The 14,629-nt window shown below is 74.6% G+C and carries 14 protein-coding genes; 6 read left to right on the plus strand and 8 right to left on the minus strand.

Annotation, left to right across the window (positions count from 1 at the left end; genetic code table 11):
- Positions 1–9: 9 nt before the first annotated feature.
- The 4 genes from HCC30_RS07865 to HCC30_RS07880 all read right to left on the minus strand — a co-directional run bounded on the left by HCC30_RS07865 (position 10) and on the right by HCC30_RS07880 (position 7,409).
- Complete coding sequence (locus HCC30_RS07865; protein WP_169441608.1) at positions 10–3,432, minus strand: SAV_2336 N-terminal domain-related protein; 3,423 nt, start codon at positions 3,430–3,432, stop codon at positions 10–12.
- 3 nt (positions 3,433–3,435) lie between these two features.
- Complete coding sequence (locus tag HCC30_RS07870; protein WP_169441609.1) at positions 3,436–4,539, minus strand: MoxR family ATPase; 1,104 nt, start codon at positions 4,537–4,539, stop codon at positions 3,436–3,438.
- 199 nt (positions 4,540–4,738) lie between these two features.
- Positions 4,739–6,967: a trypsin-like peptidase domain-containing protein gene (locus tag HCC30_RS07875; protein ID WP_169441610.1), complete on the minus strand. Its 2,229-nt coding sequence runs from the start codon at positions 6,965–6,967 to the stop codon at positions 4,739–4,741.
- A complete protein-coding gene (locus HCC30_RS07880) occupies positions 6,960–7,409 on the minus strand; it encodes a CU044_2847 family protein (protein WP_169441611.1) in 450 nt (149 codons plus the stop codon). The genes HCC30_RS07875 and HCC30_RS07880 overlap by 8 nt, the downstream gene beginning before the upstream one ends.
- Before the next feature lie 161 nt (positions 7,410–7,570).
- On the opposite strand from HCC30_RS07880, the gene HCC30_RS07885 reads away from it, so the two are divergent.
- From HCC30_RS07885 to HCC30_RS07910, 6 genes are all read left to right on the plus strand, one after another.
- On the plus strand, positions 7,571–7,753 hold the full coding sequence (locus HCC30_RS07885) for a DUF6104 family protein (RefSeq protein ID WP_030790590.1): 183 nt from the start codon (positions 7,571–7,573) through the stop codon (positions 7,751–7,753).
- A 203-nt stretch (positions 7,754–7,956) separates the two neighbouring features.
- Positions 7,957–8,496, plus strand: a complete 540-nt coding sequence (locus tag HCC30_RS07890) for a PadR family transcriptional regulator (protein ID WP_169441612.1) — start codon at positions 7,957–7,959, stop codon at positions 8,494–8,496.
- A 49-nt stretch (positions 8,497–8,545) separates the two neighbouring features.
- Positions 8,546–9,007, plus strand: a complete 462-nt coding sequence (locus tag HCC30_RS07895; protein ID WP_169441613.1) for a prevent-host-death family protein — start codon at positions 8,546–8,548, stop codon at positions 9,005–9,007.
- The gene (locus tag HCC30_RS07900) at positions 9,004–9,360 is read left to right on the plus strand and encodes a hypothetical protein (protein ID WP_169441614.1); all 357 of its coding nucleotides are present in this window, start codon (positions 9,004–9,006) and stop codon (positions 9,358–9,360) included. Before HCC30_RS07895 ends, HCC30_RS07900 begins: the two co-directional genes overlap by 4 nt.
- Positions 9,361–9,450: 90 nt before the next feature.
- Entirely contained in the window at positions 9,451–10,236 is a 786-nt protein-coding gene (locus HCC30_RS07905) for an SDR family oxidoreductase (protein ID WP_169441615.1), read from the plus strand.
- A 71-nt stretch (positions 10,237–10,307) separates the two neighbouring features.
- Positions 10,308–10,919 (plus strand): TetR/AcrR family transcriptional regulator, encoded by a 612-nt coding sequence (locus HCC30_RS07910; RefSeq protein ID WP_169441616.1) that lies wholly within the window; start codon positions 10,308–10,310, stop codon positions 10,917–10,919.
- Between the two features lie 219 nt (positions 10,920–11,138).
- Here HCC30_RS07910 and HCC30_RS07915 read toward each other — a convergent pair whose 3' ends face one another.
- From HCC30_RS07915 to HCC30_RS07930, 4 genes are all read right to left on the minus strand, one after another.
- Positions 11,139–11,741 carry a GNAT family N-acetyltransferase gene (locus tag HCC30_RS07915; RefSeq protein ID WP_169441617.1) on the minus strand — a complete coding sequence of 201 codons (603 nt, stop codon included), beginning with the start codon at positions 11,739–11,741 and terminating at the stop codon, positions 11,139–11,141.
- Between the two features lie 63 nt (positions 11,742–11,804).
- The gene (locus tag HCC30_RS07920; protein WP_169441618.1) at positions 11,805–12,767 is read right to left on the minus strand and encodes a zinc-binding dehydrogenase; all 963 of its coding nucleotides are present in this window, start codon (positions 12,765–12,767) and stop codon (positions 11,805–11,807) included.
- A gap of 119 nt (positions 12,768–12,886) precedes the next feature.
- Positions 12,887–13,651, minus strand: coding sequence for an amino acid ABC transporter ATP-binding protein (locus HCC30_RS07925; RefSeq protein WP_346776538.1), 765 nt, complete (start codon positions 13,649–13,651; stop codon positions 12,887–12,889).
- Positions 13,648–14,595: an amino acid ABC transporter permease gene (locus HCC30_RS07930; RefSeq protein WP_346776539.1), complete on the minus strand. Its 948-nt coding sequence runs from the start codon at positions 14,593–14,595 to the stop codon at positions 13,648–13,650. The genes HCC30_RS07925 and HCC30_RS07930 overlap by 4 nt, the downstream gene beginning before the upstream one ends.
- Positions 14,596–14,629 lie beyond the last annotated feature (34 nt).

Below are 14,629 nucleotides of genomic sequence, written 5' to 3' on the forward strand. Positions count from 1 at the left end.
GCCGCTCCGTCACGCCTCGCCGCCCCCAAGGACGCGGGCCCGCTCGCGGGCCGCGGTCACGTCCTCGTGCGCGGGCTCGCCGTTCCGCTCCCACAGTTGCGCTATCTGCTCGTACGCGGAGACCGCGGGGCCGCCGCCGAGCCACGCCTCGATCACCCGCGCCCGCCGCCACCGGTACTGCGCCGCCTCCGCCAGCAGTCCGGCGTCCTCGGCGGTGTGGGCCGCGTTGTGCAGGAAGCGGGACGCCTGGCTGGCGCGCCGGTAGCGGGAGTCCTCGGTGTGCTCGTCGAGCCACGATCCGGCGAGCGTCGCCCAGGCGTCGACGACGGTGCGCGGGCGTGCCTCGCGCGTCCGCGTCACACTGCTGAACATCGCCTCCGCCTCCTCCACGTCGGACCAGCGCCGGTCCGCAGGCCCGGTCAGCCGGTACCGGACGAGCAGGGCCTCGCCCAGTGCCTGCTCCACTTCCGCCATCTCCTCGGCTTCCCCGGCCTCGGCGCGGCATTCCCGCAGCAGCCGGACGGCTTCGCCGGCGCGGCCCGCGTCCCGTGCCGCGCGGGCGAGGGCCAGTTGCAGCCGGGCCTCCATGTGCCGGAGCCTGCCGTGCTGTTCGCGGGGGAGGCCGGCGCGGGCCTCGCGCAGCAGCGGCAGGACCTCGCGCAGGCTGGAGTCGTCGTCGCCGCGCCAGGAGATGCCGCCCTCGGACACCCCGTCCCGCCCGTCGGCCTCCGCCGCCGCGCCCTCCGCCCAGCCCCGGAGCGCGTACCCGCCGAGCGCGCAGACGGCCTCGGCCCACAGGGCCGGGTCGTCGGCCTCGCGCGCGAACGCCAGGGCCGTGTCGGCCTCGTGGAGCACGGTGGCGAACACCCGGTCGGCGCGGAGGCCGCCGGCGGCCCTGGTCCTGGCCTCGGCCCGGTCCAGCCAGTAGCGGGCCGAGTGCACGAAACGGCGGCCGTCCCTGCCCATCCGCTGCCTGGCGTGCGCGATCTCCAGCCCGGCGAGCGCCTTCTCCGCGTACACGGCGGCGTGTTCGGAGGGCGCGGCACGGGAGAGCGCGAGCGCGACGCCGGCGCTCTGCCGCAGCTGGTCGGCGTCGGGCAGCGCGACGGCCGCGTCGGCGGCGTCCAGGTGGTGCAGCGCCAGGCCGTGCCGGTCGAGGGAGCCGGGGAGTTCGGGGTGCTCGGGCGGCTCGGGCATCTCCACCAGCAGCGTCGCCAGCCGCAGGTGCAGGGCCGCGCGTTCGGTGGCCACCGCGCCGGCGGCGCCGCCCGCGGTGTCCCGGGCGCCGTCCGTGGTGGGCGCGGCGCCGGCCGCGTGGAGCAGCAGCAGGTACTCGGCGTGCAGCCGGTCGGCGGGGGTGTCCTGCCAGGCGCGGCCGGTGGCGGCGGGCAGGACCCGCAGCGCGGGCCAGTCGGGCGCGGTGCGCACCTCGTCCGCGAGGCCGGTCAGCACCCGGACGAGGTCGGCGCGGACGAAGACGCCCGGGTCCTCCGGGTAGGCGTCGGTGACCCGGCGCAGCGCCTCGTACGCGTCGAGCAGGTCCTCGCGGTCGCCGGTGACGCGCCAGCGCTCCAGCAGGGCGCGGGCGAGCGATTCGTCCGTCTCCGGGCCGCCGAGGGCCCGGAAGTGCGCGATGGCGGCCTCCAGTTCCCGTGCGGTGCCGTCGTCGTGGTACCGGTTCCAGTGGTGCCGGGCGCGCTCCCGCAGGGCCTCGCGCTCGCGCGGGGCGTGGCGCGTCGGGTCGTCGTCCTCGCCCCAGCGCGGCATGAAGCGGCGCAGCACCGCCTGGGAGACGCGCGCGAACGGCTGCCGCGCGACGCCCTCGCGCCCGGGGGCCGGGCCGCCGGACGGGGGTGTGACGGTGCCGCCGAGGTAATCGGCGGCCATCGCGGGGAAGTTGCGGGTGCGGCGTCCGAAGTGCCGCTCCACGTACGTCGAGCACTCCTTGAGGACGAGCGCCGCGTCGCCCTGGCTGAGCCGTTCCAGCAGCAGTTCGCGTACGCCGTCGTGGAACTCGTAGGCCACGCGCTCGCCCGGCCCTGTGCCGCCCTCGCGCCGCAGGAGGCCGCTGAGCAGCACCTCGGCGAGTTCCGACGGGCCGGTGTGCGGGAGCATCGCGCGCTGCACCAACTGCATGACGGGCAAGGCGAGTTCGGTGGCCGAGAGATACACGGCCAGCTGCACCGCGTCCGGTGAGGCGCTGCCCTCGAAGGCGGCGAGGAGCCGCCCGGGCTCGCGTGCGCCGCCCGCGCGGGGCGCGCGGGCGGCCGGGTGCGCGGGGCGTACCCAGCCGGCGGCGGCGTTCACGGCGACGCCCGTCACGCCCGAGACGAGGCGGGCCCAGTTGCCGAGCGCCGTCTCGGTGGGCGCGAGCACGGGCACCGCCCAGGCGCCCGTGTCACGCGCGGCCTCCCGGGGCGCCGGGCGCACCCGGCTCGCGGGACGGAAGGCGAGCTGCCCGCCCATGCCCTGCCTGCGCCGCAGCACGCCGGGGAGCGCGGGCAGGTGCGTACGCCGCCACATGCGCTGCGGCAGCGGCTGGATGACGGCGACGGGGGACGTCTGCGCCCAGTGGTTCAGCTGGCGCTGCATCCGGCCGCTGCGCCACATCGGGCCCGCGCAGTCGCTGAGCAGCAGCGTGATCCAGTGCCCGGTGGGGTCGCGCAGCAGGCCGGCGGGCCGCAACGCCCGTCCCCGCGCGTCCACTTCGGACCCGACGGCCGGTTCCCCGGTCTCCGCGTCCTCGTGCAGGAAGTGCACCTTGACGTCGCGGAACGCGCCCGCGCCCGCGCACGCCTGGCGCAGCTCGGCGCACATCTCCTCCCACGGGACCATCGACGAGGAGACGTCCATGAGCAGCTGCACCCGTGCCGTGCGCCGCGCGCCCCGGCGGAGGACGGGCACCACCAGGCCGGTCTCGGCGGCCCGTTCGGCCGTGGCCTGCTCGTCGACGTCCTCGCGCACCGCGTGCACCGGCGGCCGGTACCGCTGGAGCGGACGCAGCGCCCGTTGCAGCGGCAGCAGCGAGGGCAGCGCGTTGGCGACGGGCACCCGTACGGGCACTCCCACGGGCCGGCCCGTGGGCCCGCCGGTCCGGGTGCCCCCGGCCGGGTGCGGGCCCGTGGTGTGCAGCGGGACGGTGTCGTCCCCGGGGCCGCGGCGCCGGCGCGCGGGGGCGCCGTCCACCGGGTCCTGGGGCGCCGTCCCGTCCCGGCCGGGTTTCGCCGCCGGGGTGCCCGCGCCGGTGCCGTGCGCTCCGGTGGTGTCCGCCGCGGCCGTGCCGGTGCGGTCCGGTTCCGGAGCGGGCTCGGCCAGCGGCTCGCCCGGGCTGGCCCAGCGGGCCAGCCACAGGGCGTCGGCGAGCTCCCGCGCGGAGGGCTCGGCGCCCACGTCGCGGAGTCTGCGCACCAGTTCGGGCAGTCCGTCGGACACCGGTCACCCCGGCCTGTGGGAGGCGCCGCCCCGGTCCTCGCCACCGGGGCCGCCGGTGGCGCCGAGCGGCCGCATCATCATCTCGGCCAGGTGGCGCCTGGCGTCCGGCCCCGCGTCCTGCCCGAGCACGCTGTTCTGGGTGAGGTAGATGGCGTTGAGCAGCTGGTCGGCGGCGTGCACCTCGCCGGGGGCGCTGGAGAGGAACTGCTCGATCGTCGCGTCGTTGTCCTCGTTCAGCTCCCCGAAGTGGGCCGTGACCATGGCCGCGAGGCGCTTCTTGTCCGGCGCCTTCAGGTCGAGGTGGATGCAGCGGCGCAGCAGCGGCAGCGGGAAGTCGCGTTCGCCGTTGCTGGTCATCACGACGACGGGGAAGGCGCGGCAGCGGACGCGGCCGCGGCGGACGTCGACGGAGGTGCCGTCGTCGGTGCGGACGCGCACGGTCTGCCGGCCGTCGTCGTCGGCGATCCGGCTGAGCTCCGGGATCTCGAACTCGCCTTCCTCCAGCACGTTCAGCAGGTCGTTCGGCAGGTCGATGTCGCTCTTGTCGAGCTCGTCGACGAGTAGCACCCGCGGCCGTTCGCCGGGCAGCAGCGCCGTCCCGAGCGGCCCGAGCCGCACGTACCGGCCGATGTCGCCCGTCTCCCCCGCTTCCCCGCCCGGCCGCGCGTTCCGGGCGGACAGCTGGGCGTCCTGGAGCCGGCCGATGGCGTCGTACTGGTACAGCCCGTCGCGGAGGGTCGTGCGGGAGAGGACGGGCCACTGGAGCACGCGGCCGAGGCCGAGTTCGTACGCGAGGGAGTGCGCGAGGGTGCTCTTGCCCGAGCCGGGGACGCCGGTGACCAGCAGCGGACGCCGCAAGTACAGGGCGGCGTTGATGAGTTCGAGCTCGTGCTCGCTCTCGGCCCGCATCCGCTCCCGCGCCGGTCCGAGCCGCCGGACGGTGGCCGGGTCCAGCTCGGGGACCCGGGGCGCGGGCAGCACGGCGCCGGGGTCGTGCGCGTCCCCGGCGGCGCCGCCGTCGAAGGTGCGCCAGGGTGGCGGGTCCGGCAGTCGCCGGATGCCGTCGTGCGGCTCCCCCGCCCCTTTGTAGATCAGCCACTCCGTCACGATGGGCTCCTCATTGCGGTTCGTGTCTCCCCGGCCGGCCGGTGTCGTGCTGCTGGAGCCAACCGAGTACGTACCCGGCCGCGCACCGGAAAACGACAATCTCCGGAAGGTTGTTCGTGTCGTGCGGCGGTGCGCCTCACGTGCGGCGCGCACCCGGCGCGCGGACCGGCGCGTGCCGCACCGCGCACCGCGCGGCCGCTCATGGCGAGTCCACCGTCCCCTCGGCCGCGGGCAGGGGCCGCGAGGCGTCATCGTAGAGAATCGACAGCTTCTCGGCCCACTGCACGCTGTAGTCCCGACGGTGGAACCGCGCCCTCAACACGCGCAGATGTTCGGGCAGTTGGCGCGCGGAGCCGATGCCGCGCACCGTCTTCGCCAGCCGCTCGTGCAGCGCGTCGCAGCCGGTGTCGCAGTGCCCCGAGGCGTGCGGCGAGGACTGCCACAGGACGACGCCGTGCCCGTGCCGCAACGCCAGCTCCATGCCCGCGCGCCCCGTCTCGTCCCCGGCCGGGCGGCACAGCGCCGGTACGGTGCCGGGCGCGGCGGCGGCCAACTGCTCCTCGCGCAGCGGGAGTCCGTGCGGCGGGACGCGCACCGTCTCCAGCCCCGTGACGTCCCCGAGCGCCGCCCAGCGCCCGGCCCACACGTCCGCCTCCGGGGACGGGTCCTCGCCCGCGCCCTCCTTGCGGTCCAGCGCCCGGACGACGATCTGGCGCTGCGCGCCGAGCGGCAGGTACGCCGGGTCGTTCCCGTCGAGCGAGCCGGCGGATTCGTGCAGCATCCAGCGCTGTACCCCGAGGTCGAAGTGCTCCAGCGGCAGGGCGACTTCGAGCGGCGCCTTGCGCCGCTCGGTGTCCACGGTGGCGAACAGCCGCAGCAGCGGCCGCCGCAGGGACGGCACCAGTTCCTCGTACGGGATGCCGCCGGGCGGCTCGATGTGCTCGTCGTACCCGCCGGGCTCGTCCCCGACCTGCACCCGCAGCGAGGCGAAGAACGCGGGCCGCTCCGTCCACAGCACGGGCTCGATCTCCAGCACGACGGTGGGCCCCTCGTCGCCCGGGTGCGTGCCGGAGCAGACCAGCAGCGGGTCCGTCGCCTTCTCCCGCTCGCCGGGCGAGGGCTGCGCCGGAATGTACGGGGTGCCGGAGGTGTGCGCGGGCGGCGCGTCCGTGAGCTGCGGCGGCAGGGCCAGAGTGAGCACCTGCGCGACCTGGTCGACGGGCATTTCCGCGACCCGCGACGCCACCCACTCCTCGACGGCCTGGACGGCCCGGACCACGTCCGCGTACCCGAGGCCCCCGGTGTCCCCGGCCTCAGCCGCGTGCGCCGCCGCGAGCGCGGCGAGCCGCGCGTACCGCAGGAAGGGCAGCGAGGTGTTGGAGAAGTTGTCCCGGTAGAGGCAGCCGTGCCCGTCCCGGAGGGTGCGCAGACGCGGCGGCAGCGAGCCGAGGCTGCCGTACACCGCCTCGCTCACCAGCTGCTTCACCCGCACCGGGCCGCCCGGCTCGGGCAGCCTGCTGAGCAGCCCGAGCAGCCGCAGCCGGTCCGTGGGCGACCAGTGCCCGGCCGCCGTCGCCGCCCCGCCGGGCGCGGCGGCCGCGACCGCGTGCTCGGGGGACGCCGCCTGCGTACGGTGCCAGCCCTCGCCGGGGCCTCCGGCACCGAAGCCGTAGGAACCGGCGGGCGGGACGCCGGGGCGGACCGCCGCCTCGTGCCAGCGGTCGTGCAGCCGCATCAGCTCGACGTACGGGTCGGTGCCCAGCACCGCCTCGGGGCAGACGGCTTCGGCCGTCAGATCGCCCAGCAGCGAGGTGCGGACGGCCAGCCCGCCCTCCTTGATGTCACCGGAGCCGAACGTGCTGTTCCGCTTCACCAGCCCGACGACCACGTTGCTGTGCAGGTCGACGACCGGCCCGCCCGAGACCCCCGGCGGCACCTCGCTGTCCGGGGCGAAGCGCAGCCCGTACAGCCCGTCCTTGCCGCTGTAGGCGAAGACCGAGTCCCAGCCGTGCGGGGTGCCGTCCTTCTCGTACCAGCCGTACGCCTTCAACCGGCCCTTCGGCGTCTCCCGCCGGTCCGACAGCCAGACGCACGGGTGCGCCGGCTCGGGCTCCAGCAGCCGGACGAGGGCGATGTCGCACTCCTCGGGCACCGCGTCGTACGCGAACACCCCGCGCGGCCAGTACCCGAGCCGGGCCCGCACCGTGCGGGTCTGCCCGTACGCCTCCGGCAGCACCACGTCGAACGGCTCCGTCAGCCGTTCCGGAGCGCCAAGACCCGCGCGCACCACGTGCGCCGCGGTCAGCGCCCAGCCCGGCGCGACCAGGAAACCCGAGCCCCAGAACGTGCCGTCGGCGCCGTGCAGGCGGACCGTCGCGGGCTGGACGAGCGTGTCCAGCCGGCCGACGTCCGCCCCCGCGTCAGGCATCAGCCGGGCCTCCGGGCGCCGGCACCGTGGGCGGGCTCCCGTGGGCGCCGCCCGCGCTGTCCCGGGAGTCCGTGCGCCCGCGCTCCTCCGAACGCCAGGTGAGCGTCACGGACAGTGCGGCCTTCGCCTCGCCCTCGGCCACGAAGGCGACCGCCTTGCCGGACTTCGCGGCCAGTTCGAGACCGAAGGTGACGGCGACCTCGTCGGGACCGGCCTCGCGGGCCGCGTCCACCACGTTCCGGGCGACGCGGCGCACGACCTCGCCCACGTCCCCCGCGCGGGAGGCCACCGAGTCCAGCGCGCCGACGTCCTGGCCCTGGCCGTAGCCCGCGGGGCGCCGCTGGACCGCCAGGTCCTCCGCGTCCAGCGTCTCGACCCTGGCCAGCACCACGTCGCCGTTCCCGAGATCGATCTCCCGCACCCGGTATGCCACGTCCAGCACCCCCGTCCCCGTCGAACACCCCTGCGGGGCGCGCCACTTGAGAAGATCCAGACTACTGCCGCCACGGCCGCGCGCGAAGCCCCACCCGGCGGACGCATACCCTGGGACGGAACGGACCCACCGGCCCCTCCCCCGGGCCAGGACACCACTGGAGATGCGCCTTGTACTTCACCGACCGCGGTATCGAGGAGCTGGAGAAGCGGCGCGGCGAGGAGGAGGTCACCTTCGAGTGGCTGGCCGAGCAGCTGCGCGCCTTCGTCGACCTGAACCCGGACTTCGAGGTCCCGGTGGAACGCCTCGCCACCTGGCTGGCCCGCCTGGACGACGAGGACGACGAGGAGTGACTGCCGGCTGACCGGCGGGTGACGGCGGGGCGGTCCCGCCTCCCTTGCCCCTCCGCCGATACGCGACATAGCGTGTCGGCGGACACGCGTCATGTCGTCCCGTCCCCGTCGGACCCCGCACGGCCCCCGCGGCCGCCGGTACGGCGCGCGCACCCGGAGCCCTTCCCCAGCGCCCCGGCACTCCCCCAGCAAGGACGTGTGACATGCCCCCGGTCTTCGGCCACGGACGGCTCCGCCTCTACCTGCTCAAGCTGCTCGACGAGGCGCCCCGGCACGGCTACGAGGTGATCCGGCTGCTGGAGGAGCGCTTCCGCGGCCGGTACGCGCCCTCCGCCGGAACCGTCTACCCGCGCCTGGCCAAGCTGGAGTCCGAGGACCTCGTCCGGCACACCACCGAGGGCGGCCGCAAGGTCTACGCGATCACCGCGGCCGGACGCCGCGAACTCGCCGCCCGGCAGGCCGAACTGGCCGAGCTGGAGGCCGAGATCCACCGCTCCCTGGACGCCCTCGCCACCGAGGAGCCCCGCCCGGGCGACGACCGGCACGGCATGCCCCGGCTCGCCCGCGACACCGCACCTCTCCGCGAACTCGAACGCCTCCTGGACCACTTCCGCGACGAGATCCGCGACACCGCCCGCGACCACGGCCTCACCCCCACCCGCCTCACCCGGACCCGCACCCACCTCACCACCACAGCCACCCACCTCACGGCCCTGCTGCGGGGGGAGGGGGAGGAGGGGTGAGGGGCGCCCGCCGTTGACTTCGGAACACGTTCCGAAGTACCGTCCTGATATGTCCACACCCACGGTGTCGTTCTCCGAGCTCTCCAAGAACTCGAAACAGGTCGCCGCGGCGGTCGACCGGGCCCAGCGCGTCCACGTCACACGGCGGGACGGCGAGGACATGTTCCTCACCACCGCGCGGCACGACCAGCAGCGCGAGGAGACCGCCGAGGTGACGGCCCGCCTGTTCGCGGCGCTGATCGGCAACGACGAGGGCGCCCGGGCGATACTGCTCGCCCTCCCCGCCGTCTTCCCGTGGACCCGCCACCTCTCGTCCGAGGAGGTGCGCGAGTTCGTCGTCGAGCTCGTGGACGCCACGCACGACGCGGCGGAGCTCGACGTCCACACCAACCTGCACCGCGTCATCACCGAGTGGCGGGCGACCGCGCGCGTCCTCGCCGACCCGGAACTCACCGCGCAGCTCACCCGCCCGCTCCCCGGCGACGACCACGGCGAGGTGCCCGCTCCGTGACCCCGAAGCGCGGGGACGACGTACCGCCCCCACCCGTCGGCGCCGAGTGGACACTCCGCTTCGCCACCAACGAAGCCGCCAAGGGCTGGGGCGAGTTGTGCGCCGAGGCCCCGGGCAACGCCCGCCGGTGCTACGAGGCGCTGCGGACGGCACCTCTCGCCCGGCACGACCCCGACCGGCAGCACCGGCTGCGCGGCCGTCTGGCCTCGGGGACGCTCGGCGGCCGCCCGCTTCCGCAGTGGGAGTACGAGGTGACCTCCGGCGGACGGGTCCGGTACCTCGTCGACGAGGACCGGCACACCGTGCACTTCGTCTACGCCTCTCCGCGCCACCCGCGCGACACCGACGCCTGAGCCCGCCCTCGCACCCTTCCCTAACAACCGTTTGGTAGATACCGTGTGCCCGCCGGGCGGGGGTGGGCTGTGCGGAAGGGGTGGGCGGAGATGGTGGTGGCGCCCGAATACGTGGCGGGGCACGGGTTGCTGGGCGGGCGGGTGGCCGTGGTCACCGCCGCGGCGGGGAGCGGGATCGGCGGGGCCACGGCGCGGCGTTTCCTGGAGGAGGGCGCCGAGGGCGTCGTGCTCGGGGACACGCACGAGCGGCGGCTGGCGGAGACGGAGAAGGAGCTGGCCGGGGAGTTCGGCGCGGACCGCGTCGCCTCGGTGCGCTGCGACGTCACCGCCGAGGACGAGGTGCGGGCGCTGCTGCGGCAGTGCGCCGACCGGTACGGGCGGATCGACGTGCTCGTCAACAACGCGGGCCTCGGCGGCACCGCCGAACTCACCGAGATGACCGACGCGCAGTGGGACGCCGTACTCGACGTCACCCTCGGCGGCACCTTCCGCTGCACCCGGGCCGCGCTCCGACTGATGCGCGAGCAGGGGCACGGCGTCATCGTCAACAACGCCTCCGTGGTGGGCTGGCGGGCCCAGCGCGGGCAGGCGCACTACGCGTCGGCCAAGGCGGGCGTGATGGCGCTGACCCGGTGCGCCGCCGTGGAGGCCGCCGCGTACGGGGTGCGGGTCAACGCGGTCTCGCCCAGCCTGGCGATGCACCCGCACCTGGTGAAGGTCACCACCCCCGAACTGCTGGAGGAGCTGACCTCGCGGGAGGCGTTCGGGCGGTACGCGGAGCCCTGGGAGATCGCCAACGTCATCGCGTTCCTCGCCAGCGACTACTCCTCGTACATGACGGGCGAGTCCGTCTCCGTCAGCAGCCAGCACCCGTGACGGCCCGCGGCCGCGCGCGGGCGGCCGGGAGCGGGGGCCGGGCCGGTCCGGGGCCGTCGGACAATGGACGCATGCCACCGAAGAAGACCGCGCCCCCGGCCACGGGCGGTGCCCGGCCCCGGCGTCCCGAACTGCTCGCGACGGCCGCCGAGGTGTTCGCCGAGCAGGGGTACAACGCCACCACCGTCCGCACCATCGCGGACCGCGCGGGCATGCTCGCCGGGAGCCTCTACTACCACTTCCACTCCAAGGAGGCGATGGCGGACGAGATCCTCAGCGCCTTCCTCACCGAGCTGTGGGAGGGCTACGACCGGATCGACGCGGAGGACCGCCCGCCGCGCGCCACCTTCGAGGGCCTGGTCGCCGAGTCGTTCCGGCAGATGGAGCGGCACCGGCCCGCCGTCGCGCTGTACCAGAAGGAGGCCAGGACGCTGTCCGCGCTGCCCCGCTTCGAGTACCTCGGGGAGTCGCAGCGCCGCTTCCAGGAGCTGTGGACGCGTACGCTCCGCCGCGGCGTCGAGGACGGCAGCTTCCGCGCGGGCCTGGACGTGCCCCTCGCCTACCGCTTCGTCCGGGACACGGTGTGGACCGCGGCCGTCTGGTACCGCCCGGAGGGCCGCAAGAGCGCGGACGAGATCGCCGCCCACTACACCTCGATGGTCCTCGACGGCATCGCGGCCTGATCCGGACCGGGCACGTCCCGGGCGGCACTTCCGCCCCCGGCCCGGCGGGAGGGGCGTCACCCGTGCCGCTGCATGCTCATGCGCTCGCACCGCGTCCGGTCCGTCGGCCTTCCGGAGGGCGCACAGGGCCGGGAGAGTCCGACGGATCTCGACTCCCGGTGCGTGGGCGGTGGACGACGCGGGGTCGGGACACCCGTGCCGTCTCAGGCCCGTGCCGTCTCAACTCCCCGACGCGGGACGCCACATGGGCCACATCGGTGGGCCGTCCGGGAGCTGGAGGGGCGGGCCGAGACCGGTGAAGCCGAGGCCGAGGTAGAGCTCGCGGCTGCCGGGGCTGCTGGCCTCCAGGTACGCGGGCAGGCCGCGCGCGTCGCAGCGCTCCAGCATGGGCGCGAGCAGCGCGCTGCCCAGGCCGCGCCGGCGGCGGCCGGGGGTGACGGCGATGGCCTGGAGGTAGGCGTGGTCCTCGGCCATGGGGTGCCGCTCGCCGGTCAGCCCGCCCATGGCGGCGAGCCGTTCGTTGCCCGGCGCGGCGGCGGCGATGAGCTTGCCGAGCGGTTCGCCGCCCGCGAGTTCGCCCCCGGCGACGGCGAACCACAGGGCCGCGCCGGTGACCGGCCCGCCCTCGTCGCCGGTCAGCTCGACGGTGCCGTGCGCGAGGGCGGTGTCGAGGAAGGCCCGGAAGACCAGCGGGTGCCGGGCCTCCCGCTCCGCCTCCTCGGGGAAGAGCCACCGGCTGACGGGATCGTCCCGGAAGACCTCGTGCAGTAACCGTGCGACCGGCTCCCGGTCCCGCTCGCCCGCGCCTCGTGTCCGCTCCACCGGTTTCCCCTCCGTGAGTTCCGTTGACGGCCGGGCCGCCCGCTGCTCCCGGGCGGCCGTGTCTCAGACCGTGAGGACGACCTTGCCGAACAGGTCGCCCTGCGCCATCCGTTCGAAGCCCTCGCGGGCCCGGTCCAGCGGCAGCGTCGAGTCGACGACGGGGCGTACGCCCTTGGCCGCGCAGAAGCTGAGCAGCGAGGCCAGTTCGTCCTTGGTGCCCATGGTGGAGCCGACGACGCGCAGCTCCAGGAAGAAGATGCGGTTCAGTTCGGCGGCCGGCGGGTTGGGTCCGCTGGTGGCGCCGGAGATGACCAGAGTGCCGCCCGGCTTCAGGGACTTGACGGAGTGCGACCAGGTCGCCGCGCCGACGGTCTCCAGCACCGCGTCCACCCGCTGCGGCAGCCGCTCCCCGGACGCGAACGCGGCCTCGGCGCCCAGCTCCAGCGCCCGCTTCCGCTTGGACTCCTCGCGGCTGGTGACGAAGACCCGCAGACCCGCGGCCGCGCCCAGCACCACGGCGGCCGTCGCGACGCCGCCGCCCGCGCCCTGCACCAGGACGCTGTCACCGGGCCGCACACCGGCGTTGGTGAAGAGCATCCGGTACGCGGTGAGCCAGGCGGTGGGCAGGCAGGCGGCCTCCTCGAAGGAGAGCTCGCGCGGCTTGGGCAGCACGTTCCAGGCGGGTACGGCGACCCGTTCGGCGAAGGTGCCCTGGTACTTCTCGGTGAGGATGGAGGGGCGCTCGCGCGGGCCGACGCCGTGCCCGGACTGGCCGACGACCGAGTGCAGCACGACCTCGTTGCCGTCCTCGTCGAGCCCGGCCGCGTCGCAGCCGAGGATCATCGGGAGGGCCTCCTCGCCGAGCCCCACACCGCGCAGCGACCACAGGTCGTGGTGGTTCAGGGACGCCGCCTTCACACGTACGGTCGTCCATCCGGCCGGGACCTCGGGCTCGGGCCGGTCCCCCAACTCCAGCCCGGAAAGCGGCTGGTCCCTGTCGATACGCGCGGCGTAGGCAGCAAACATGGGCCGCACGCTACGCCCGGGTAGCCGGGCGTTCCAGACCCCGCGGCACAGAGGGACGCACGTCACCATCTCGGGTCACGCGCGCCCCTCGGGCCGGGGCGGATCGGGACGGGCCGCGGCTAGAGCACCTTGGAGAGGAAGGACTTGGTGCGCTCGTGCCGCGGGTCGGTGAGCACCTGGCGCGGGTCGCCGGACTCGACGACGACGCCCTGGTCCATGAAGACCAGCGAGTCGCCGACCTCCCGCGCGAAGCCCATCTCGTGCGTGACGACGATCATCGTCATGCCGTCCTCGGCCAAGCCCCGCATGACGTCGAGGACTTCGCCGACCAGCTCCGGGTCGAGGGCCGAGGTCGGCTCGTCGAACAGCATCAGCTTCGGCTCCATCGCCAGCGCCCGCGCGATGGCGACGCGCTGCTGCTGGCCGCCGGAGAGCTGCGAGGGGTAGTTGCCGGTCTTGTCGCCGAGCCCGACCCGCTCCAGCAGCTCCACGGCCCGCTCCCGGGCCTTCGCCCTGGGCACCTTCTTGACCTGGACCGGCGCCTCCATCACGTTCTCCGCCGCGGTCATGTGCGGGAAGAGGTTGAAGCGCTGGAAGACCATGCCGATGTCCCGGCGCTGCGCGGCGACTTCACGGTCCCGCAGCTCGTAGAGCTTGCCGCCGCTCTCGCGGTAGCCGACGAGCGTGCCGTCGACGTACAGCCGGCCCGCGTTGATCTTCTCCAGGTGGTTGATGCAGCGCAGGAACGTCGACTTGCCGGAGCCCGACGGGCCGACGATGCAGGAGACCTCGCCGGGCGCGACCGTCATGTCGACGCCCTTGAGCACCTCCACGTGTCCGAAGGACTTGTGGACGGCCTCCGCCTTCACCATGTCCGAACTCATGCGCTCTGTGCCCCCGCTCCGGTGCCGCGGCTGAATGTCGTGAGGTTCTGCTTGACCTTCTGCCAGGGCGTCGCGGGCAGCTGCCGCGAGGAGCCGCGGGCGAAGCGGCGCTCCAGGTAGAACTGGCCGATGCTGAAGACCGTGGTGATCGCCAGGTACCAGATCGTCGCGACGAGCAGCAGCTCGACGACGGCGCTGGAGGTGTTGCCGATGTTCTGCGCCTTGCGGAGCGTCTCCTCGAACATCACCACGGCGCACAGCGAGGAGGTCTTCAGCAGGTTGATGAACTCGTTGCCGGTCGGCGGCACGATGACGCGCATCGCCTGCGGCAGCACGATCCGCCGCATGTTCTGGCTGCTCTTCATGCCGAGCGCCTGGGACGCCTCGGTCTGGCCCTCGTCGACGGAGTCGATGCCCGCGCGGCAGATCTCGGCCATGTACGCGGCCTCGTTGAGCCCGAGCCCGAGCAGCGCCGCCATGAACGGGGTCATGACGTCCGTCATCTCGTCCTTGTAGACCGGACCGAGGTTGAGGATCGGGAAGACCAGCGCCAGGTTGAACCACAGCAGCAGCTGGACGTAGACGGGCGTCCCGCGGAAGAACCAGATGTAGCCCCAGGCGACGGAGGACGTCACCGGGTTCTTCGACATCCGCATCACGGACAGGACGACGCCGAGCACCAGGCCCATCAGCATCGCCAGCACGCTCACGACGATGGTGTTCTTGACGCCCTCCAGCACCTGGTCGTCGAAGAGGAACTCGCCCACGGCCGACCAGCGCAGGTCCGCGCCGGCGAAGGCGTTGACGAGCAGCGCCAGCAGCGCGAGCACGAGCACGGCGGCGACGTACCGGCCGTAGTGGCGTACGGGGATGGCCTTGATGGCTTCGGGCGGGCTGCCGCCCGGTGTCGCCTCGGTGGGGGATGTGGGCTGGGAGGAACTCACCGCGTTACCTTTCCGCGTCCGTGCGTGCAGGGTC

This window comes from Streptomyces sp. HNM0574, from assembly GCF_012726235.1.
Lineage (GTDB): Bacteria > Actinomycetota > Actinomycetes > Streptomycetales > Streptomycetaceae > Streptomyces.

Coding starts and splice junctions, on each gene's coding strand:
- HCC30_RS07890 (WP_169441612.1), top strand. CDS start 7,957: ATGCCCCCGGTCTTCGGCCACGGACGGCTCCGCCTCTACCTGCTCAAG.
- HCC30_RS07905 (WP_169441615.1), top strand. CDS start 9,451: ATGGTGGTGGCGCCCGAATACGTGGCGGGGCACGGGTTGCTGGGCGGG.
- HCC30_RS07875 (WP_169441610.1), bottom strand. CDS start 6,967: ATGCCTGACGCGGGGGCGGACGTCGGCCGGCTGGACACGCTCGTCCAG.
- HCC30_RS07920 (WP_169441618.1), bottom strand. CDS start 12,767: ATGTTTGCTGCCTACGCCGCGCGTATCGACAGGGACCAGCCGCTTTCC.
- HCC30_RS07925 (WP_346776538.1), bottom strand. CDS start 13,651: ATGAGTTCGGACATGGTGAAGGCGGAGGCCGTCCACAAGTCCTTCGGA.
- HCC30_RS07895 (WP_169441613.1), top strand. CDS start 8,546: ATGTCCACACCCACGGTGTCGTTCTCCGAGCTCTCCAAGAACTCGAAA.
- HCC30_RS07910 (WP_169441616.1), top strand. CDS start 10,308: ATGCCACCGAAGAAGACCGCGCCCCCGGCCACGGGCGGTGCCCGGCCC.